Raw genomic sequence first — 19,111 nt, 5'->3', positions numbered from 1 at the left:
CTGGCGGCCGGGCGGCCGGCGTACGACGGGCCGCCGCGGCGCGCGCAGGCCTGGGCCGGCACCGACCGGCAGTGCCGCGGGCGGCTGATGGGGGTCGTGCGCGACGCCGAGGGCCCGGTGCACGTCTCGGCGCTGGCGGCGGCCTGGCCCGAGCCGGAGCAGCGCGAGCGGTGCCTGGCGGGCCTGGTGGCCGACCGGCTGCTCGTGCGGGCCGGCGACAGCGGCTACGCCCTGCCCTGACCCGGCCCTGACCCGGCCCAGACCCGGCCCTGACCCGGACCGGTCCGGCCCGGCCGACGCGCCGCCGTCCCCCGGACGCGCCAGCGCCCCGGACCTGGCGGCCCGGGGCGCTGCGTGCTGCGCGGTGTGGTGCTCGTCTAGCCGGTCGTCACTCGGTCTCGCCGGTGGCCCGCGGGACGTCGCGCGGGCCCTCCTCGTCGGAGGGACCCTCGCCGAGGGCGTCGCCGACCTCGACCCCGGCGGTCTCGAACGGCGGCAGGTCGGGCAGGGCCGCGACCTTCTGGCCCTGGAAGGTGAAGGTCGCACCGGGGCCCTCGCCCTCGACGTCGACCAGCACGATCTGACCCGGGCCGACCTCGCCGAAGAGCATCTTCTCGGCCAGGACGTCCTCGATCTCGCGCTGCACCGTGCGGCGCAGCGGCCGCGCACCCAGCACCGGGTCGAAGCCCCGCTCGGCCAGCAGGTTCTTGGCCGACTGGGTGAGCTCGAGCTGCATGTCGCGGTCGCGGAGGCGGACCTCCACGGCGGCGACCATGTTGTCGACCATGTGCACGATCTGCTCGCGCGACAGGGGCGGGAAGACGATGATCTCGTCGACTCGGTTGAGGAACTCGGGGCGGAAGTGCTGCTTGAGCTCCTCCGAGACCTTGCTCTTCATGCGCTCGTAGGAGCCCGCCGCGTCGCCGCTCTGGTTGAAGCCCAGGTGCACCGACTTGGCGATGTCCCGCGTGCCGAGGTTGGTCGTCATGATGATGACGGTGTTCTTGAAGTCGACGACCCGACCCTGGGAGTCGGTGAGCCGACCTTCCTCCAGGATCTGCAGCAGGCTGTTGAAGATGTCGGGGTGGGCCTTCTCCACCTCGTCGAACAGCACCACCGAGAACGGCTTGCGCCGCACCTTCTCGGTCAGCTGGCCGCCCTCCTCGTAGCCGACGTAGCCGGGAGGCGAGCCGAAGAGCCGCGAGACGGTGTGCTTCTCGCTGAACTCCGACATGTCGAGCTGGATGAGCGCGTCCTCGTCACCGAAGAGGAACTCCGCCAGCGTCTTGGACAGCCACGTCTTGCCGACGCCCGAGGGCCCGGCGAAGATGAACGACCCGCCGGGACGCTTGGGGTCCTTGAGCCCGGCACGGGTGCGGCGGATGGCCCGGCTGAGCGCCTTGACGGCCTCGTCCTGGCCGATGACCCGCTTGTGGAGCTCGTCCTCCATCTTGAGCAGACGCGAGGACTCCTCCTCCGAGAGCTTCACGATCGGGATGCCGGTGGCGACGGCGAGGACCTCGGCGATCAGCTCCTCGTCGACCTCCGCGACCTCGTCCATGTCGCCGGCGCGCCAGGCCTTCTCGCGCTCGGACTTCTTGAGGATCAGCTGCTTCTCCTCGTCGCGCAGGCGCGCGGCGGCCTCGAAGTCCTGACCGTCGATCGCGGCCTCCTTGCGCTGACGGACCTCGCCGATCTTGTCGTCGAACTCGCGCAGCTCGGCGGGCGCCGTCATGCGACGGATGCGCAGGCGCGAGCCCGCCTCGTCGATGAGGTCGATCGCCTTGTCGGGCAGGAAGCGGTCGGAGATGTAGCGGTCGGCCAGCGTCGCCGCGGAGACCAGGGCCTCGTCGGTGATGGTGACGCGGTGGTGCGCCTCGTAGCGGTCGCGCAGGCCCTTGAGCATCTCGATCGTGTGGGCGATCGAGGGCTCCGCGACCTGGATCGGCTGGAAGCGGCGCTCGAGCGCGGCGTCCTTCTCCAGGTGCTTGCGGTACTCGTCGAGCGTGGTGGCACCGATGGTCTGGAGCTCACCGCGGGCCAGCATCGGCTTGAGGATGCTGGCGGCGTCGATGGCGCCCTCGGCCGCGCCGGCCCCGACGAGGGTGTGGATCTCGTCGATGAAGAGCACGATGTCGCCGCGGGTGCGGATCTCCTTGAGCACCTTCTTCAGGCGCTCCTCGAAGTCACCGCGGTAGCGCGAGCCGGCGACGAGCGCACCCAGGTCGAGGGTGTAGATCTGCTTGTCCTTGAGCGTCTCGGGCACGTCGCCCTTGACGATGTCCTGGGCCAGGCCCTCGACGACGGTGGTCTTGCCGACGCCGGGCTCGCCGATGAGGACGGGGTTGTTCTTCGTGCGGCGCGAGAGGATCTGCATGACCCGCTCGATCTCCTGAGAGCGGCCGATGACGGGGTCGAGCTTGCCGTCGCGGGCGTCCTGGGTGAGGTTGCGGCCGAACTGGTCGAGGACCAGCGAGGACGACGGGGCCTCGCCGCTGGCGCCGGTGGCGGCCGCGGCGGACTGCGAGGACTCCTTGCCCTGGAAGCCCGACAGCAGCTGGATGACCTGCTGGCGCACGCGGTTGAGGTCGGCGCCGAGCTTCTGCAGCACCTGGGCGGCCACGCCCTCGCCCTCGCGGATCAGCCCGAGCAGGATGTGCTCGGTGCCGATGTAGGAGTGGCCGAGCTGCAGCGCCTCGCGCAGGGACAGCTCGAGCACCTTCTTGGCGCGCGGGGTGAAGGGGATGTGGCCGGACGGGGCCTGCTGGCCCTGGCCGATGATCTCCTCGACCTGGGCACGGACGGCCTCGAGCGAGATGTCGAGGCTCTCCAGCGCCTTGGCCGCGACGCCTTCTCCCTCGTGGATGAGACCGAGCAGGATGTGCTCGGTCCCGATGTAGTTGTGGGAGAGCATGCGGGCCTCTTCCTGGGCCAGCACGACCACCCGGCGGGCTCGGTCTGTGAACCGCTCGAACATGCGCATCGCTCCTCGTGCAGGTGGGGTGCCGTCCGCTCCTGGGTGGAGGGAGGGTACGGAGTGTCCAACCCCGCTGACAGCCTACGCGTTCCCCCTCAGCGCAGAAGGTGCGTCCGCTGAGAGCGAACACGCCCGGTCCGCCGCCCGTGCGGGCGGTGGACCGGGCGTGTCGGCCGGCGTGTCGGTCGCTGTGTCAGTTGGCGGCGTCGAAGGCCTCGCGCACCTCGGCCGAGACGCGGCCGCGGTCGGGCACCTCGTAGCCGTTGGAGCGGGCCCACTCGCGGATCTCCTTGGCGCTGGGTCCGCCATCGGCCGAGCCGTTGGTCGCGGCGCCGGCGGAGGCCTTGCGGCCGCGGCGGGCCGAGCCCGACACCTTGCGCGCGTGCCCGACGTAGGGCGCCAGGGCCTCGCGCAGCTCCGTGGCGTGCTCGTCGGTGAGGTCGATCTCGTAGGTCGTGCCGTCGAGACCGAAGGTCACCGTCTCGCTGGCCTCGCTGCCGTCGAGGTCGTCCTCGAGGACGATGTGGATCTTCTGCGCCATTGCTCTGCGACCTCCGTGAATTCGACGCCGAAGCGTCGTCGAATTTGAATTCGTGCGAGATCGATGATGCCAGAGTGGCGACGCCGACTAAGAATTGTGGCGGGTAAAGAATTCACACCGCCTTTTGCTGAGCACTCGCGCCGACTAATCAATGCGACGTCGTCGACGAATTGGGCCCGCGACGACCACGGGGACGATCAGCAATTGCGCGCGTGCACCAGGGCCAGGCCCCGCAGGGTGAGCCACGGGTCGTGGTGGGTGAAACAGGAGCATTCGGCCAGGACGAGGTCGGAGAGATATCCGGTCGCCACGACGGTGACCGCGTCGGTCTCGGCGCCGAGCTCGGAGATCATGCGGCTCACGATTCCCTCGACGCTGGCCGCGACCCCGAAGAGCATGCCCGACTGCAGCGCCTCGACGGTGTTCTTGGCGATCACCGAGCGGGGCCTGAGCAATTCGACGGTGCGCAGCTGGGCGCCGCGACGCCCGAGTGCCTCGAGCGATATCTCGATGCCGGGCGAGATGGCGCCGCCGACGTACTGACCGCGGGCACTGACCACGTCGAAGGTCGTGGCCGTGCCGCCGAAGTCGACGACGATGGCGGGGCCGCCGTGGAGGGTGGCGGCGGCCAGGGCGTTGACGATGCGGTCGGAGCCCACCTCGCGCGGGTTGTCGGTGAGCACCGGCACGCCGGTGCGGACCCCGGGCTCCACGACGACGTGGGGCACGTCGGGGAAGTGCCGGACGAGCATGTCGCGCCACTCGTGCAGCACCGTCGGCACGGTGGCGCAGACCGCGACGCCGGAGACGGCGTCGGCGGCAGGGCCGCCGGGAGCGCCGGCCAGGAGGCCGCGCAGCAGCACCGCCCACTCGTCGGCGGTGCGGCGGGCGTCGGTGCCGACGCGCCAGTCGGCCAGGACCTGCCCGGGGGCGCCGGGCTCGACCGCCGGGTCGAGCAGCCCCAGGACGGTGTGGCTGTTGCCGATGTCGGCGCACAGCAGGCTCACGGCTCAGACGTCCCGGAGGTCGAGCCCGAGGTCGAAGACCGTGACCGAGTGGGTCAGCGCGCCGGAGGAGATGAAGTCGACGCCGGTCTCGGCCACCGCGCGGGCGCGGGCGAGGGTCAGCCCGCCGGAGGCCTCGAGGGTGGCGCGGCCGGCGGTGAGCCGGACGGCCTCGGCCATCGTGGCGTCGTCCATGTTGTCGAGCAGGATCTCGCGGCAGCCGGCCTCCAGCAGCTCGCGCAGCTGGTCGAGGTCGGTGACCTCGACCTCGACGCGCAGGTCGGGGTGCGCCTCGCGCACGGCGCGGTAGGCCGGCACGACGCCGCCGGCCGCCACCACGTGGTTGTCCTTGACCATCGCCATGTCGGTGAGCGACATGCGGTGGTTGACCCCGCCGCCGCAGCGCACGGCGTACTTCTGCAGGGCGCGGTAGGTCGGCAGCGTCTTGCGGGTGTCGAGCACGCGGGCGCGGGTGCCCTCGAGGGCGTCGACCCACGCCGCGGTGGCGGTGGCGACGCCGGAGAGGTGGCTGGCGTAGTTGAGCGCCGTGCGCTCGGCGGTGAGCAGGCCGCGGGTCGGGCCGGCCACGCTCATCACGACGTCGCCGGGGGCGACCCGGGTGCCGTCGGGCACGCGACGGGTGACCTCGACGGCGTCGCCGAGGACGAGGCGGAAGACCAGCTCGGCGATGCCGAGGCCGGCGACCACGCCGGCGTGGCGTGCCCCGAAGTCGCCCTCGCCGCGGGCCTCGGCGGGGATGGTGGCCATCGACGTGACGTCGCCCGCGGCCACGCCGCCGGGCAGGTCCTCGGCCAGCGCCGCGACGACCGCGTCGTGCACCGCACGCGGGTCGAGACCCGCCTCGGCCAGCTCGGCGAGGAGCGGCCCCGGCAGCTCGTCGTACGGCGTGAGGCCCGGGAGGGTGCCGGGTCGGGTCGCGGTCTCGTGGCTGCTCATCGCGGTCCTCCGGTGGTCACGGGTGCGGGGGTGGGACCCGCCGCGGGGTCGGTGGCGGGGGCCGGCACGTGGAGGAGGGCGAGCGCGCCCTCGCGCAGGGTGGCGTCGACGTGGCCGGCCCAGCGGGCGTCGTCCCGCTCGGGGAAGTCCTCGCGCCAGTGGGAGCCGCGGGTCTCCTCGCGCAGCAGCGCCGCCCCGGCCAGCGCCGTGCTGAGGGTGACCAGGTTGGTGGTCTCCCAGGCCGCGACGTCGACGACGGTCGCCGGCTCGGCGGCCAGGGCGGCCACCTCCTCGGCGGCGGCGGTGAGGCCGGCGGCGCTGCGCAGCACCCCGGCACGGGCGGTCATCGTCTCCTGCAGGCGGGGCCGCACGGCGGCGTCGACCAGGCCGGGGGCGCGGCCGTCGTCGGCGGGGTCGAGCGGCTCGCTCCAGCCGCGCAGCTCACCGGGCAGCACCGAGGCGATGCGGCGGGAGAAGACGAGGCCCTCGAGCAGGGAGTTGGAGGCCAGGCGGTTGGCGCCGTGCACCCCGGAGCAGGCGACCTCGCCGGTGGCGTAGAGGCCCGGCACGTCGGTGCGGCCCCACAGGTCGGTGGCGACGCCGCCCGAGGCGTAGTGGCAGGCCGGGGCGACCGGGATCAGGTCGGTGACGGGGTCGACGCCGTGGGAGCGCGCGGTGGCCAGGATGGTCGGGAAGCGGCGCTCCCAGAAGCGCGCCACCGCGGCCGGGTCGTCGGGGTCCTCGCCGAGGTGGCGGGCGTCGAGCCACATGTGGGCGCGGCCGGTCTCGTGCATGCGGCGCGTGATCGCCTTGGCCACGACGTCGCGCGGGGCGAGGTCGGCCAGCTCGTGCACGCCGCGCATGAAGGCCGTGCCGCCGTCCTCGGGAGCGCCGTCGACGAGCACGGCGCCCTCGCCGCGCACGGCCTCGGAGATGAGCGGCTGCTGGCCCAGCGACTGCGGGCCGAGGTACATGACGGTGGGGTGGAACTGCACGAACTCCAGGTCGCGCAGCCACGCCCCGGCGCGCAGGGCCAGGGCGGTGCCGTCGCCGGTGGAGACCGCCGGGTTGGTGGTCTGGGAGAAGACCTGGCCCAGGCCGCCGCTGGCCAGCACCACCGCGCGGCAGCGCACGGCGCCGACGCCGTCGCGCTGCCCCTCGCCCATCACGTGCAGCGTGACGCCCGCGACGCCGCCGCTGCCGACGGGCCCGTCGAGCAGCAGGTCGACGGCCAGGGCGTGCTCGACCACCTCGATCTCCGGGGCCCGCGCGACCGCGGCGATCAGCGCCCGCTGGATCTCCGCGCCGGTCGCGTCGCCGCCCGCGTGGGCGATGCGGTCGCGGTGGTGGCCGCCCTCGCGGGTCAGCGACAGCTCGCCGTCGGGGGCGTGGTCGAACTGCGCGCCCAGCGCGATCAGCTCGCGCACGGCCTCCGGTCCCTCGGTCACCAGCGCGCGCACGGCCTCGGCGTCGCAGGCGCCCGCCCCGGCGACCAGGGTGTCGATCTCGTGCTCGGCGGGGGTGTCGCCCGGGCCGAGGGCCGCGGCGATGCCGCCCTGGGCCCACTGCGTCGAGCCCGCGGCGAGCACGTCCTTGGTGACGACCAGGACCTTCTCCACCCGGTCCTTGAGCCGCAGCGCGGCCGTCAGGCCCGCGATGCCGGAGCCGATGACCACCACGTCGGCCCGCGTCGTCCACCCCGGGGCGGGGGCGGCGAGGCGGCCGGGCAGACCACCGGGCTGAGCACCGGGCTGGGCGCCGGGTCGGGCTCCGGGCTGGGCTGCGGGTCGGGCGGGCGCGTCGGGCATCGTCGAAGGCTAGCGCCCGGCCACGGTGTCGCCGCGGACCAGACCGGAGCCCGCGACGGCCTCGGCCGGGTCGAAGCCGGTGGCCAGGATCTTGTTGTCGGCGTCGACGAAGACCACGTGGGGCCGGTGGGTGCGGGCCTCGGCGGTCTCCATCTGGCCGTAGGCGATGAGGATGACCAGGTCGCCGGGGTGCACGAGCCGGGCCGCGGCACCGTTGATGCCGAGCACGCCCGAGCCGCGCTCACCGGCGATGGTGTAGGTCTCCAGGCGCGCGCCGTTGGTGATGTCGACGATGTGGACCAGCTCGCCGGGCAGCAGGTCGGCGGCGTCGAGGAGGTCCTCGTCGACGGTGACCGAGCCGACGTAGTGCAGGTCGGCCTGCGTCACGGTCGCGCGGTGGATCTTGCTGGTCATCATGGTGCGCAGCATCAGGAGGCTCCTGCGGTCTGGTGGCCCGGGCCGGACGGCCCGAGGGCGAGGGGGAGGTTGTCGATGAGGCGGGTGGTGCCGACGCGGGCGGCGACCAGCACGCGGGCGGGGGCGCCCGGCTCCGGCCGCGCGGGCGGGTCGGCCAGGTCGGGGTCGGTGAGCACGAGGTAGTCCAGGTCGAGGCCGGGCTCGGCGTCGACCTCGGCGCGGGCGGCGGCCAGGGCGGCGGGGGCCGCCTGCGCCGGGTCGGTCGACGCCGCCGCGCCCTGCGCGGCCCGCAGGGCGCGGCTCAGGGCGAGGGCGGCGCGCCTGTGGTCGGGCTCGAGGAAGCGGTTGCGGCTGGAGAGGGCCAGGCCGTCGTCGTCGCGCCGGGTCGGGGCGCCGACCACGTCCACGCCGAGGCAGAGGTCGGCCACCATCCGGCGTACGAGCGTGAGCTGCTGGTAGTCCTTCTCGCCGAAGACGGCGACGTCGGGACGCACCAGGCCGAGCAGCTTGGCCACGACGGTGAGCACGCCGCGGAAGTGGCCCGGACGGGTCCGGCCCTCGAGCACCGAGCCCAGCGGGCCGGGCTCGACCGTCACCTGCGGCTCGCGGACCTGCGGCCAGCCGGGGTACATCTCCTCGGCCGACGGGGCGAAGACCACGTCGACGCCCTCGCGGGCGCAGACCTCGAGGTCGGCCTCGAGCGTGCGGGGGTAGCGGTCGAGGTCCTCACCCGGCGCGAACTGCAGCGGGTTGACGAAGACCGAGGCGACCACCGCCCCCCGGGCCCCGGCGTGCTCGCGCGCGAGCCGGGCCAGGCTGGCGTGGCCCTCGTGCAGCGCGCCCATGGTCGGCACGAACGCCACCGGCTCCCCCGCCGCCCGCACCCCGGCGAGCGCCGCGGCGAGCTCCGCGCGGTCGCGGGCCAGGACTGGCCTGGTCGGAGGACCGGGCCGGGCGCTGGTCGCGGTGCTGGTCGCGGTGCTGGTCGCAGTGCTGGTCGCAGTGCTGGTCGCAGTGGTGCCGGTCGTCGTGCCGGGCGCGGTCACCGGGGGTCCCCGGCGCGGTGGCGGCGCGGAGCCGGCTCGGCGTGCGGCGCCCCGGCGAGGGCCGCGTCGAGCGCGCGGGTGATCTTCACGGCCCGCAGCGGCAGCAGGCGACCGTCGGCCACCGCGCGGTCCAGGGTGGCGCGCGCCATCGCGACGTACGACGGGAGCGTGTGGGCGGCGTTGGCGGCGAGATCCTCGAGGTGGGCCTGCACCGTGCCGACGTCGCCGCGCACGATCGGGCCGGTGAGCGCGGCGTCGCCCCGGTCGAGGGCGTTGTCGAGCGCCGCGGTGAGCAGCGGGCGCAGCGTGCCGGCGGGGTCGTCGGCGCCGGCCGCGGCCAGCATCTCCATGGCCTCGCTGACGAGCGTGACCAGGTGGTTGGCGCCGTGGGCCAGGCCCGCGTGGTAGAGCGTGCGCATCTCCTCGGGCACGCTCATCAGCCGCCCGCCCAGACCGGCGGCAAGGCGCTCGGCCATCGCGCGCTCGGCCGGCGCGGCGGTCACACCGAGGACGCAGCCGGAGAGCCGCTCGAGGTCGACGGCGGTGCCGGTGAAGGTCATCGCGGGGTGCAGCGCGAGGACGCGGGCGCCGACCCGCTCGGCGGGGGCGAGCACCGCGAGCCCGTGGCGACCGGAGGTGTGCACGACGTGCTGGCCCGGGCGCAGGGCGCCGCTGGCGGCGAGCATGGAGACGACGTTGTCGAGCATGTCGTCGGGCACCGTGAGCAGCAGGACGTCGCAGGCTCGGGCGACCGCGGTGGGCTTGGCGCCGGCGACGCCGGGCAGCAGCGTGGCGATGCGCTCGAGCGAGGCGGGCGACTCCCCCGCGGCGGCGGCGACCTCGTGGCCGGCGGAGCGCAGCCGCGCGGCGAGCACGGCACCGACCCGGCCGGCGCCGACGACGCCGATGCGGAGGGGGGCGGCGCCGGGCGCGGCGAGGTGCCGACCCGCCGGGGTGACCGGGGTGGGGTCGGGACCGGGGGCAGGGCTGTGCGCGGGTGTGACCATGACCGTGACCTTTCGTTTCAGTCCCTCCGACCACCTCCGTCGCCGCGCTGCCGGTCGTGCTGGCTGCGGGTCGGGAGGCCGGGGTGGGTACCGAACGGTGAGCTCGTCAGATGCACCACGAATCTACGCCGACCGCCCCCGCGGGGTAAGGCGATCGGGTGTGACCTGGCCGACAGGCCGGTCGCTGTGCGAGAGGATGCGGGAGGGGCCGGGCGCGGGTCTCAGCCGACCTGGAGCGGGCGCGGCGCGCGCGGCAGCCAGGTCTGCGTGACGTGGTCGACGATGTGGACGCCCTCGGGAGCGGTGATCTCGTGCACCCCGTCGGGCACGACGCCCTGGCGCAGCGACTGGAAGACCGCCCACTCGCGACGCTTGCGCTTGTTGCGGAAGCTGGTGGCGAAGGACTCGGGGTCGGTCCAGTGCGCGAACTCGTCGGAGTCGAGGAACTTCAGCTCCACGCACAGCCCGTGGGGCAGCCCGATCGAGCGGCACTGCTCCGGGGTCGAGCGGATCTCCCACTCGAAGGCCTTGGTGAAGACGAAGTCGGGACCGACGGGGTAGCCCCACTCCTCGGCGTTGCGCAGGCCGAGGTCGAGGTAGCCGTGGGAGTCGCTGTCGAGGTAGAGCCCGTGGCGCGGCACGCGGATGATCGACTGCACGTCGCCGACCTGCCAGGCGAGGTCGCCGAGCGAGACCTCGCCCTCGGTGGTGAGGACCATGTCGCCGTCCCACTTCCAGGAGTAGCGCGTGGCGACCTGGGCGAAGCACCAGTTGTAGAAGTACGACAGCGAGTGCACCGAGAGCTCGTGGGTGGCGAGGTGCTCGGCGCCGGCGCGCGCGACCGCGAACGGGTAGGTGGACTGGCGCAGCCGGTGGCCCAGCCCGGCCCGCTCGGCGGTCTCGGCCGCGACCTCGGGCGAGCCGTCGCTGGAGCCGTTATCGACCACGAGCACCTCGTCGCAGGCGCGCAGCAGCGGCGGGAGCACGAAGGGCAGGGCGCGGGCCTCGTCCTTGACGCGCAGCACGGCGGTGGAGCCGGCCCGCAGGCCGCCCGGGCGGTGCCAGGGCCAGGTGATGTCGAAGTCGGCGTGGCCCTCGAGGTTGCGCAGGCCGTCGGGGTGGCGGATGGCGTTCACGGCGGGGCCCTCAGCGCTCGCGGCCGGCGGCCTTGCGCAGCCCGCGGCGCACCGGGGCCGGCACCATCGCCCGCAGGCCGTGGGGCACCCGGTCGGCGGCGCGCACCGGGGCGTCAGGGGCGGGCGCGTCGGCCGGCTTCGGGCCGCCGGGGCCGGTCTGGCCGCCACCGGGGCCGCGACCGCCCTGGCGCATCCGGTGCTCCGTGGCGACGACCGAGGAGCGGCTGATCGCCTCGGCCTCGGCGTACAGGTCGGTGTAGCCCTGGCGCAGCTGGTCGAGGGCCTCGTGCACGGCCGGCTGGTCGCCGCCGGGCTCGGCGAGCTTGTTGAGCTCCGACCAGGTCTCGGCGGTGAGCTCGTGCAGACGCGGGGGCAGGGCGAGGTCGTCGAGGGTCTGGGTGACGCGGCGCAGGCCGGGGTCGACGAAGCGGTGGCCGTCGCGGATCTGCTCGCTGGTGGCGTGTAGGACGTGCTGGAGCTGCAGCTGCTCGCCCACGCGCATCGTCTCGCGGGTCCAGTCGTCGAGCAGGTCGGAGTAGCGCACGAAGACGCGACCGCCGTCGGCGACGGACTCGCGGGTGGCGCGCTCGGTGTGGAGCAGCATGTTGAGCCAGGAGCTGGCCAGGTGGGCCGAGCCGAGCCGGTTGGCGTAGTACTTCTGCTTGCTCCCGACCACCTCCGCGGGCGGGCGGAGCATGGTGGCGAAGACCGGGGTGGCGCCGCTGCGGATCGCCGCGACCCGCCACAGCGACAGGAACCAGCTCAGCCGGGGGTCCTTGACGACGAGCTCGCTGGCCACCTCGAAGTGCGACTCCAGCCACTGGGCGGTGCGGATCCGCTCGGGCTCGCGGGTGGAGATGCGGCCGGTCTCGAACCACGCGTCGGGTCGCGAGTCGCTGACCTGCACGACCGCCTCGCGCAGCAGGCGGGTGTGGTGCTCGACGGCCCAGGCCGGCTCACCGAAGCCCTTGGGGTTGGTCTCGTCGGGCACGACCTCCGGCTTGGGCACGTGCAGGCCCAGGATCTGCATCAGGCCGGCCATGGTGCTCGTGCCGCTGCGGCCCGCGCCCGCGACGAAGAGCACCTTGCGCGGGTGGTCGGCGGGGTCCGGGGTGGGCGGCACGGTGGCGTCAGGCAGGGCGGTCACGGGAGGGGAGCCTACTGCCGATCGGGCCCGCCACTACGGTGGGCGCGTGAGGCTGCGCCGAAGCGATCCCCGACGCAGGCCCGCGGACGGTCCCGCAGACCGTCCGGCCGAGGGCCCGGCCGAAGGCCCCGTGATCAGCGTGGTCGTGCCCGTGCACGACGTCGCCGCCTACCTGCCCGCCTGCCTCGACAGCATCCTGGCCCAGAGCCACCGCGCGCTCGAGGTGGTCGTCGTCGACGACGGCTCCACCGACGGGTCGGGCGCCGTCGCCGACGCCTACGCCGAGCAGGACGCCCGCGTGCGTGTCGTGCACCAGGCCAACCAGGGCCTCGGCGCCGCCCGCAACGCCGGCCTGGCCCACGCCACCGGCCCGCTGCTGGCCTTCGCCGACTCCGACGACGTCGTGCCGCCGGACGCCTACGCCACCATGCTCGAGGCCCTGAGGCGCGACGACAGCGACCTGGTCACCGGCTCGGTGGCGCGCTGGGAGGACGGCCGGCTCACCGAGCCGCCCTGGATGCGCCGGCTGCACCGCGAGCGCCGCGCCCTGGGGATCGCGGAGCTGCCCGAGCTGATGGGCGACGTCTTCGCCTGGAACAAGCTCTGGTCACGGGCCTTCTGGGACACCGCGGGCCTCACCTGGCCCGAGGGCGTGCGCTACGAGGACCAGCCCACGCTGACCCGGGCCTACCTGGCCGCGCGGCGCATCAGCGTGCTGCCCGAGGTGGTCTACCACTGGCGCATCCGCACCGACGGCAGCTCCATCACCCAGCAGCGCTCCTCGCTGGCCGACCTCACCGACCGCTGGTCGACCAAGCGCGACTCGCTGCGCAGCGTGGAGCAGTGGGCGGCCGACGCCCCGGCCGCGACGGGGGGCGAGGTGGTCGACGTCATGCGCGACCGCGTGCTGGCCGGCGACCTGCACCGCTACTTCACCGAGATCCCCGGCTGCGACGACGCGTGGTGGGAGCTGCTGCGCTCCGGCGTGCTCTCGCTGTGGGGGGCGGGTGCCCCCGGCGGCCGCGGGCCCTCGTCGCTGACCGCCTCCGGCCTGCCGCCGGTGCACCGGCTGACCGGGTGGCTCGTGGAGCAGGGCCGGCGCGCGGACGCCGCGGCGGTCATGGCGTGGATGGCCGAGCACCCCGGCCCCGCCCCCCGCACCTCCGGCCCCGACGGGGCGCGGCTCGCGCTGCCCGTCCTCGACCCCGCCTCCCTCGACCCCTCCGCCGTCGCCCTGCGGGCGCACGAGGTCTGAGGCGGTCGGCGCGGCGGCGGGTTTCACCGGCCGGCTGGCGAGACCCGCACCGGTCGGCCCACGCACGGGCCGACCAGTGCGGGTCCGGGCCGACAGGTGCCGCGGGCGGCGGGGCGTACGTCGTGCCGCGGGTTTCGCCGGCCAGCTGGTGAAACCCGCACCTGTCGGCCCACGCACGGGCCGACAGGTGCGGGTCTGGGCCGACAGGTGCCGCGGGGTCGGACGGCCCGGGTGGTGCTGGTGGGACCGGTGGTGCCTCAGGGGGCGTGCGTCAGAGCAGGCCCTCGGACTGCAGGAAGTCGAGGGCGACGTCCTCGGTCTGCTCGCGGTCGACCGAGATCCGGCCGTTGAGCTCGGTGAGCTTCTCGGTGGTCAGCGCGGCCATGAGCGGGTTGAGCACGTCGGCGACGCCCGGGTTGGCGTCGAGGAACTCGTCGGAGACGGCCGGCACGAGGTTCTGGGCGGGCTGGATCTCCTGGTCGTCCTCGAGCACGACGAGCCCGAGGGACTCCAGCGTGCCGTCGGTGGTGCTGGTCTCGCCGAGCTCCGACTCGCCGTCGAGGACCGACTGGTAGGTCTGGTCGCTGGCGTAGCCCAGGGGCAGCACCTCGGTGACGTCGATGCCGTACTCGTCGACCAGGCCGCCCTCGCAGTCGAGGCGTCCCTCGCAGTCGGGGGCCGCGGCCAGCACGACCGACTCGCCCTCGAGGTCGGAGAGCTCGTCGACGTCGTTCTCCTCGGCGTAGTCCTGGGTCACGAAGAACGCGTTGGTGTCGGTGGCGGGCGACACGTCGAGCAGGGTGATGCCGGCGGCCTCGAGCAGGTCGGCGCCGTCGGCCTTCAGTTCCTCGCCGTCACCGGTCTCGAAGGGCTCGGCGTCGTCGCCGTTCTCCCGAGCGTTGAGGGCGTTGACGATGCCGCCGACGTACTCCGGGACGACGTCGACGTCACCGGGGAAGGTGCCGAGGTAGGCGTCGCGGGCGTCGACGAGGTTGACGGTGGGCTCGTAGCCCGCGTCGGCGAGCAGCTGCTCGTACATCGAGGCGACCAGGGCCGCCTCGGGGAAGTTCTGGCTCGCGATGGTGACGGGGCCGCCACCGGCGGCGGGCTCGGAGCCCGTGGACTCCGAGGGGGACGACGACGAGGAGGCGTCGTCGGAGGCCGTGTCGTCGAGCTCGTCGCCGGCACAGGCGCTCGCGGCCAGCAGGGTGCCGGCGGAGAGCACCGCGGCCAGGGAACGTCGCAGCTTCATGGGGTGCACCTTCTGTGTCCCGCGGGCGGCGCCCGCGCGTGTCCGGTCGGCGGGCGGACCCGCGTCAGGGGCCGACGGCGTCGGCTAGGACGAGACTGTAGGCGCCGCGACCGACGCCGGGGCTCCCCCGGACCGGCGAGGCCGACCCGTGGGACGCGCACCCGGCGACCCGGGAGGGGTGGTGAGGCGCTGCGCGAGGGCGGCGACCAGCTCGAGCAGCAGGGCGACCACGGCCACGACGACCGCGCCGGCGATGCCCTGGCCGTACTGGTTGCGCACGAAGCCGTCGGTGATGACCCGGCCCAGGCCGGGTCCGGCGACCAGCGCGGCGATGGTGGCGGTGGCCCACACCTGCACCAGGGCCAGGCGCAGCCCGGAGACCACCAGCGGCGTGGCCAGGGGCAGCTCGACGCGGCGGAACTTCTGCAGCCCCGTCATGCCCATGCCGTCAGCGGCCTGGCGCACGTCGGCGGGCACCTCGCGCACGGCGACGTAGGCGTTGGTGATGATCGGGGGCAGGGCGAAGAGGGTCAGCGCGACCAGCGTCGCGAGGCCGGCGCGGCCGTAGGGCCCCGCCTCGCGCACCCCGGGGAACCAGCCCTGGGTCCAGCCCCAGGCGTCGGCGGTGACGAGGAGCGCGAGGAGGGCGAAGGTCGGCACGGCCCGGCCGATGTTGGAGATGTTGATCGCCAGGAAGCCGCCCCGGCCCAGGTGGCCCAGCCACAGCGCCACGGGGAGCCCGAGGGCGGCGGCCAGCCCGAGGGCGGTGACGGTGAGGAGCAGCTGCTGGAGCAGCAGCTCGAGCATGCCGCCGTCGCCGGTCCAGCTCGCGGCGGTCGTGAGGTAGGCCCACGCGTCCTGGAGCACCCTCATGCCCGCACCCCCCGGGTCCAGGGCGTCAGCACCCGCTGGGTCGCCACGAGCAGCACGTCGAGGACGATCGCGAGCACGACGCACAGCACCGCCGCGGTGAGCAGCTCGGCGCGGAAGTCGGTCAGCACGCCGTCCTTGATGAGGTTGCCCAGGCCGCCGTAGGAGACCAGGGAGCCGACCGTGGTGAGCGCGACCGTGGAGACGGTGGCCACGCGCAGCCCGGCCATGACGACCGGCAGCGCCAGCGGCAGCTCCACGCGCAGCAGCAGGCGGCCCGGGCCGTAGCCCAGGCCGGTGGCCGACTCGCGGACCTCGTCGGGCACCGAGCGCAGCCCCTCGAGGAAGGCGCGCACGAGGATGGTGAGGGCGTAGAGCGCCAGCCCGATGACCACCGTCGTGGGCGACAGGCCCGTGAAGGGCACCAGCAGCGGGAGCAGGGCCAGCGACGGCACGGTGTAGATGCCGGTCGAGACCGCGAGGATGGTCGACTCCAGCCGGGGCAGGCGGCGGGCGAGCACGGCCAGCGGGAAGGAGATCAGCAGGCCCGCCAGCACGGCGGCCACGGTGATCCACACGTGCTCCACGGTGGCGTCGACGATCTCGGACTGCCGGTCGGCGACGTACTGCCAGCAGAACCACTCGTTGGTCAGACGGCTGTAGCAGGACGGCCCGGCGTCGGCGGTCGGCACGGCCAGCGCCGCGGCCTGCACGAGTAGGGTCACCGCATGGAACCTACCGGCTCCCCCGCGAGCCAGCCGATGATCCGGCTCTCGGGCGTGGGCAAGACCTACCCCGACGGCACCGTGGCGGTCCACGAGCTCGACCTCGAGGTCGGACGCGGCGAGCTGGTCTGCCTGGTCGGCCCGTCGGGCTGCGGCAAGTCGACGACGCTGAAGATGGTCAACCGGCTCATCGAGCCGACCACCGGGCGCATCGAGATCGACGGCGCCGACGTCACGGGGGTCGACCCCGTCGAGCTGCGCCGCGGCATCGGCTACGTCATCCAGCAGGTGGGCCTCTTCCCGCACCAGCGCATCGTCACCAACGTGATGACCGTGCCGCTGCTCTACGGCGAGTCCAAGGCGACCGCCCGCCGCCGCGCCGAGGAGCTCATGGACCTCGTCGGGCTCGACCCGTCGACCTACGGCGACCGCTACCCCCACCAGCTCTCCGGCGGTCAGCGCCAGCGCGTGGGCGTGGCCCGCGCGCTGGCCGCCGACCCGCCGGTGCTGCTCATGGACGAGCCCTTCGGCGCCGTCGACCCGGTGGTGCGGGTCAGGCTCCAGGACGAGTTCCTGCGCCTGCAGCGGGACCTGGGCAAGACCGTCGTGCTGGTCACCCACGACATCGACGAGGCCGTGCGCATGGGCGACCGGGTCGCGGTCTTCGCCACCGGCGGCCGCCTGGCGCAGTACGCCACCCCCGCGGAGCTGCTGGGCCGCCCCGCCGACGACTTCGTGGCCGACTTCGTGGGCTCGACCCGCGGGCTGCGCCGGCTCACCGTCACCCCGATCGACCCCGCCCACCTCGAGCCCCTCGACGGGGTCAGCGCCGGTCAGCTGGGCGCGGCGGTCGACGTCGGCGCCACCCTGGAGGAGGCGCTGGCCGTGCTGCTGCGCGACGACAAGGGCATGGTCGGGGTCAAGGACGGTGCGCGCTTCGTCGGCGTGCTCACGCCCAACGGCGTGCACCGCGCCCTGCGCGCCTCGCTGGGCTGAGGCACGCTCCGTCCCCGCGGACGGGGCCCTCGCGGGCCGGCCGGGCCCTCAGGCCTGGTCGGCGGGGGCCACTGGCACGTCGCGGTGCCACGACTCGGTGACGTACGTCGTCACCCAGCCCATCGAGGTGTAGAGCCCGTCGGCGCCGGTGGAGGAGTCGGCGTCGACCTCGAGGCCCACGCGGTGGCGGTCGCGGCCGGCGGCGTCGGCGATGATCGTGCGCAGCAGGCCCTTGGCCACCCCGCGGCCGCGCGCCGCCTCCCGCACGCCGATGTAGGAGACGTAGGAGCCGTCGGGCCCGTCGGCGCTCTCCGAGACCGTGCCGACCAGCGCACCGACCGCCTGGGGTGCGGCGCCGTCGTCGGCGCCGTCGAGCAGCTCGGCCAGCCACCAGTGGTCCCAGCGGTGGCCGGGGTCCTCGCGCAGCCGGTGCAGGAACTCGTCGAAGGTCTCCTCCCACGAGTTGAAGTGGTCGAGGAAGGCCTCCTCCAGGACGTCGTGGACGTCGCGCAGGTCCTCGTCGTCGGGCATGCCGCCGCCGGCGCGTCGCACCTGGCGGAAGCGCACGCCCTTGCGCTCCCACAGCGCGGGGTCGGGCACCAGCGAGGACTCCTCGGCGGTGACCGGGCGGCTCATCTGCCACCAGGTGCGGACCTTGGCGAAGCCGCCCTCGGTGAGCCAGCGGGCCTGGCGCTCGTCGCCCTCGAAGGCGCCGGTGTCGATCTGCTGCACCTCGAGGCCGCGGGCCTCGCCGACGGCACGGGCCTGGCCCACGGCCCACTCGACGAGCACGTCGGAGCAGGCGTCGGCCGTGCGGGCGGGCAGGTCGCGCTCGACGACGTGGACGAAGAGCATCCGGCCGCCGGCGCGGTCGTGCACGCTGCCCCAGGCGCGGATCAGGCCGTCGGCGTCGCGCACCACGACGTTCTGCCGCGTGCGCAGTCCACGCTCGGAGACCTCGACGAGCACGTCGTCGACGCTGGCGCCGGCCCAGCCGCGGCCGTGGCGCTCGTGGGCGCGCAGCAGGGTCGTGAGCCGCTCGACGTCGGCCCGGTCGGCCGGGTCGGGGCTGTCGACGCTCCAGTCGGCGGGGAGCCCGGGAGGGTCGGGGACCAGCTCGACGGGGTCTTCTTCGAACCGGGACTCCTCGGGGATCACGAGGAGCCATCCTGCCGTACGCCGCGGCCGCGGTGGACCACCCCGTGGAGCGACGCAGCGCCCGCGGGGCCCGCGGGCCGCCCGGGCCGGGAGGCTGGGCTCACGCGCGGCGGCGGCGGGTGGCCTCGGCCTCGGCGCTGCGCCAGGCGGCGGTGACGGTCTCGACCTCGGCGCGCAGCACGTCGATCTCGGCCTCGAGCTCGGCCATCCGCACGATCGCCTCGGCGGCGCGCTCCTCGGCGGCGTCGAGGCTGCGGGCGGTGAGGGCGCCCTCGCGCTCGAGCTCCTGGGCGCGCTTGGTCTCGGCGAGCAGGCGGCGGGTGGTCTCGGCGTCGTGCTTCTGGAGCTTGGCCAGCTCGGCCTCGAGCTCGGAGAGGGCGGTCTCGCGCTCGGCGAGGCGGGCCCCCAGCTCGGAGCGGACGTCACCGACCTGCCGGGCGACGTGGGCGGCGTGCTCCACCGAGCGCTCCTCGGCCATGCGGCGGTAGGCCTGGGCCTGCTCGGCGCGGTCGCGGTTGGCGTCGCGACGCGACTGGAGCAGCTCGGAGTAGGTGATGCGGGTGGCGGCCGCGCCCAGCAGGACCGCGCTCACCCCGGCGACGACGCCGGCGACCCACGAGCCGGACAGGGCCGCGGCGAGCACGACCACGGCCGCGACCACGAGCAGCAGCGTGGCGACCGTCAGGCGGGTGCTGCGCTGGCGCCGCCGCGAGGCCGACGCGCTCGTCGACGCGCTCGTCGAGGCGCTCGAGGGGGTGCGTCCCGTGCTCGGCTCCGTGGCGGGTGTGACGGACGGGGCCGATGGGGAGGTCATG

General features: G+C 74.6%; 17 protein-coding genes and 1 pseudogene. 3 read left to right on the top strand and 15 right to left on the bottom strand.

Annotation, left to right across the window (positions count from 1 at the left end):
* Positions 1-240, top strand: a pseudogene (locus LPA27_RS04190) (A/G-specific adenine glycosylase); the annotation flags it as partial.
* A 148-nt stretch (positions 241-388) separates the two neighbouring features.
* On the opposite strand, the gene LPA27_RS04185 reads toward LPA27_RS04190, so the two are convergent.
* The 10 genes from LPA27_RS04185 to LPA27_RS04140 form a co-directional block, all read right to left on the bottom strand.
* Complete coding sequence (locus LPA27_RS04185) at positions 389-2,977, bottom strand: ATP-dependent Clp protease ATP-binding subunit (RefSeq protein WP_056864871.1); 2,589 nt, start codon at positions 2,975-2,977, stop codon at positions 389-391.
* A gap of 193 nt (positions 2,978-3,170) precedes the next feature.
* Positions 3,171-3,518, bottom strand: coding sequence for a histone-like nucleoid-structuring protein Lsr2 (locus tag LPA27_RS04180; RefSeq protein WP_056864872.1), 348 nt, complete (start codon positions 3,516-3,518; stop codon positions 3,171-3,173).
* 197 nt (positions 3,519-3,715) lie between these two features.
* Positions 3,716-4,525 carry a type III pantothenate kinase gene (locus LPA27_RS04175; RefSeq protein ID WP_228941611.1) on the bottom strand — a complete coding sequence of 270 codons (810 nt, stop codon included), beginning with the start codon at positions 4,523-4,525 and terminating at the stop codon, positions 3,716-3,718.
* A gap of 3 nt (positions 4,526-4,528) precedes the next feature.
* Positions 4,529-5,479, bottom strand: coding sequence for a carboxylating nicotinate-nucleotide diphosphorylase (gene nadC / locus LPA27_RS04170; RefSeq protein WP_056864873.1), 951 nt, complete (start codon positions 5,477-5,479; stop codon positions 4,529-4,531).
* On the bottom strand, positions 5,476-7,287 hold the full coding sequence (locus LPA27_RS04165; protein WP_228941610.1) for an L-aspartate oxidase: 1,812 nt from the start codon (positions 7,285-7,287) through the stop codon (positions 5,476-5,478). Before LPA27_RS04165 ends, nadC begins: the two co-directional genes overlap by 4 nt.
* A 9-nt stretch (positions 7,288-7,296) precedes the next feature.
* Positions 7,297-7,716 carry an aspartate 1-decarboxylase gene (gene panD, locus LPA27_RS04160; RefSeq protein WP_056864874.1) on the bottom strand — a complete coding sequence of 140 codons (420 nt, stop codon included), beginning with the start codon at positions 7,714-7,716 and terminating at the stop codon, positions 7,297-7,299.
* Entirely contained in the window at positions 7,716-8,750 is a 1,035-nt protein-coding gene (gene panC / locus LPA27_RS04155; RefSeq protein ID WP_228941609.1) for a pantoate--beta-alanine ligase, read from the bottom strand. Before panC ends, panD begins: the two co-directional genes overlap by 1 nt.
* The gene (locus LPA27_RS04150; RefSeq protein ID WP_228941608.1) at positions 8,747-9,757 is read right to left on the bottom strand and encodes a Rossmann-like and DUF2520 domain-containing protein; all 1,011 of its coding nucleotides are present in this window, start codon (positions 9,755-9,757) and stop codon (positions 8,747-8,749) included. The genes panC and LPA27_RS04150 overlap by 4 nt, the downstream gene beginning before the upstream one ends.
* 221 nt (positions 9,758-9,978) lie before the next feature.
* Entirely contained in the window at positions 9,979-10,893 is a 915-nt protein-coding gene (locus LPA27_RS04145; RefSeq protein ID WP_228941607.1) for a hypothetical protein, read from the bottom strand.
* Positions 10,894-10,903: 10 nt separating this feature from the next.
* On the bottom strand, positions 10,904-12,040 hold the full coding sequence (locus LPA27_RS04140; protein ID WP_228941606.1) for a sulfotransferase family protein: 1,137 nt from the start codon (positions 12,038-12,040) through the stop codon (positions 10,904-10,906).
* A 130-nt stretch (positions 12,041-12,170) separates the two neighbouring features.
* On the opposite strand from LPA27_RS04140, the gene LPA27_RS04135 reads away from it, so the two are divergent.
* A complete protein-coding gene (locus LPA27_RS04135; RefSeq protein WP_228941605.1) occupies positions 12,171-13,295 on the top strand; it encodes a glycosyltransferase family 2 protein in 1,125 nt (374 codons plus the stop codon).
* Positions 13,296-13,566: 271 nt separating this feature from the next.
* On the opposite strand, the gene LPA27_RS04130 is transcribed toward LPA27_RS04135, so the two are convergent.
* From LPA27_RS04130 to LPA27_RS04120, 3 genes are all read right to left on the bottom strand, one after another.
* Positions 13,567-14,547: an ABC transporter substrate-binding protein gene (locus tag LPA27_RS04130; protein WP_056864879.1), complete on the bottom strand. Its 981-nt coding sequence runs from the start codon at positions 14,545-14,547 to the stop codon at positions 13,567-13,569.
* 84 nt (positions 14,548-14,631) lie between these two features.
* Entirely contained in the window at positions 14,632-15,420 is a 789-nt protein-coding gene (locus LPA27_RS04125) for an ABC transporter permease (RefSeq protein WP_082500385.1), read from the bottom strand.
* Entirely contained in the window at positions 15,417-16,142 is a 726-nt protein-coding gene (locus tag LPA27_RS04120) for an ABC transporter permease (protein WP_228941604.1), read from the bottom strand. The genes LPA27_RS04125 and LPA27_RS04120 overlap by 4 nt, the downstream gene beginning before the upstream one ends.
* 3 nt (positions 16,143-16,145) lie before the next feature.
* Between LPA27_RS04120 and LPA27_RS04115 the strand changes: the two genes are divergently transcribed.
* On the top strand, positions 16,146-17,138 hold the full coding sequence (locus tag LPA27_RS04115) for an ABC transporter ATP-binding protein (RefSeq protein ID WP_200919156.1): 993 nt from the start codon (positions 16,146-16,148) through the stop codon (positions 17,136-17,138).
* Positions 17,139-17,186: 48 nt separating this feature from the next.
* On the opposite strand, the gene LPA27_RS04110 is transcribed toward LPA27_RS04115, so the two are convergent.
* Together LPA27_RS04110 and LPA27_RS04105 are read right to left on the bottom strand one after the other, a co-directional pair.
* Entirely contained in the window at positions 17,187-18,296 is a 1,110-nt protein-coding gene (locus tag LPA27_RS04110) for a GNAT family N-acetyltransferase (RefSeq protein ID WP_228941603.1), read from the bottom strand.
* A 100-nt stretch (positions 18,297-18,396) separates the two neighbouring features.
* A complete protein-coding gene (locus LPA27_RS04105; RefSeq protein WP_228941602.1) occupies positions 18,397-19,110 on the bottom strand; it encodes a hypothetical protein in 714 nt (237 codons plus the stop codon).
* Position 19,111 lies beyond the last annotated feature (1 nt).

Origin of the sequence: Nocardioides sp. Leaf374 (assembly GCF_916862475.1) — a bacterium.
Taxonomy (GTDB): Bacteria; Actinomycetota; Actinomycetes; order Propionibacteriales; family Nocardioidaceae; genus Nocardioides; species Nocardioides kribbensis.
This window is presented reverse-complemented; position numbering and strand designations above follow the sequence as displayed.

Bases quoted from the DNA above. Each gene is read 5' to 3' on its own strand.
- LPA27_RS04185 (WP_056864871.1), bottom strand. From the start codon at position 2,977: ATGTTCGAGCGGTTCACAGACCGAGCCCGCCGGGTGGTCGTGCTGGCC.
- LPA27_RS04180 (WP_056864872.1), bottom strand. From the start codon at position 3,518: ATGGCGCAGAAGATCCACATCGTCCTCGAGGACGACCTCGACGGCAGC.
- nadC (WP_056864873.1), bottom strand. From the start codon at position 5,479: ATGAGCAGCCACGAGACCGCGACCCGACCCGGCACCCTCCCGGGCCTC.
- LPA27_RS04165 (WP_228941610.1), bottom strand. From the start codon at position 7,287: ATGCCCGACGCGCCCGCCCGACCCGCAGCCCAGCCCGGAGCCCGACCC.
- panD (WP_056864874.1), bottom strand. From the start codon at position 7,716: ATGCTGCGCACCATGATGACCAGCAAGATCCACCGCGCGACCGTGACG.
- LPA27_RS04150 (WP_228941608.1), bottom strand. From the start codon at position 9,757: ATGGTCACACCCGCGCACAGCCCTGCCCCCGGTCCCGACCCCACCCCG.
- LPA27_RS04130 (WP_056864879.1), bottom strand. From the start codon at position 14,547: ATGAAGCTGCGACGTTCCCTGGCCGCGGTGCTCTCCGCCGGCACCCTG.
- LPA27_RS04125 (WP_082500385.1), bottom strand. From the start codon at position 15,420: ATGAGGGTGCTCCAGGACGCGTGGGCCTACCTCACGACCGCCGCGAGC.
- LPA27_RS04115 (WP_200919156.1), top strand. From the start codon at position 16,146: ATGGAACCTACCGGCTCCCCCGCGAGCCAGCCGATGATCCGGCTCTCG.
- LPA27_RS04105 (WP_228941602.1), bottom strand. From the start codon at position 19,110: ATGACCTCCCCATCGGCCCCGTCCGTCACACCCGCCACGGAGCCGAGC.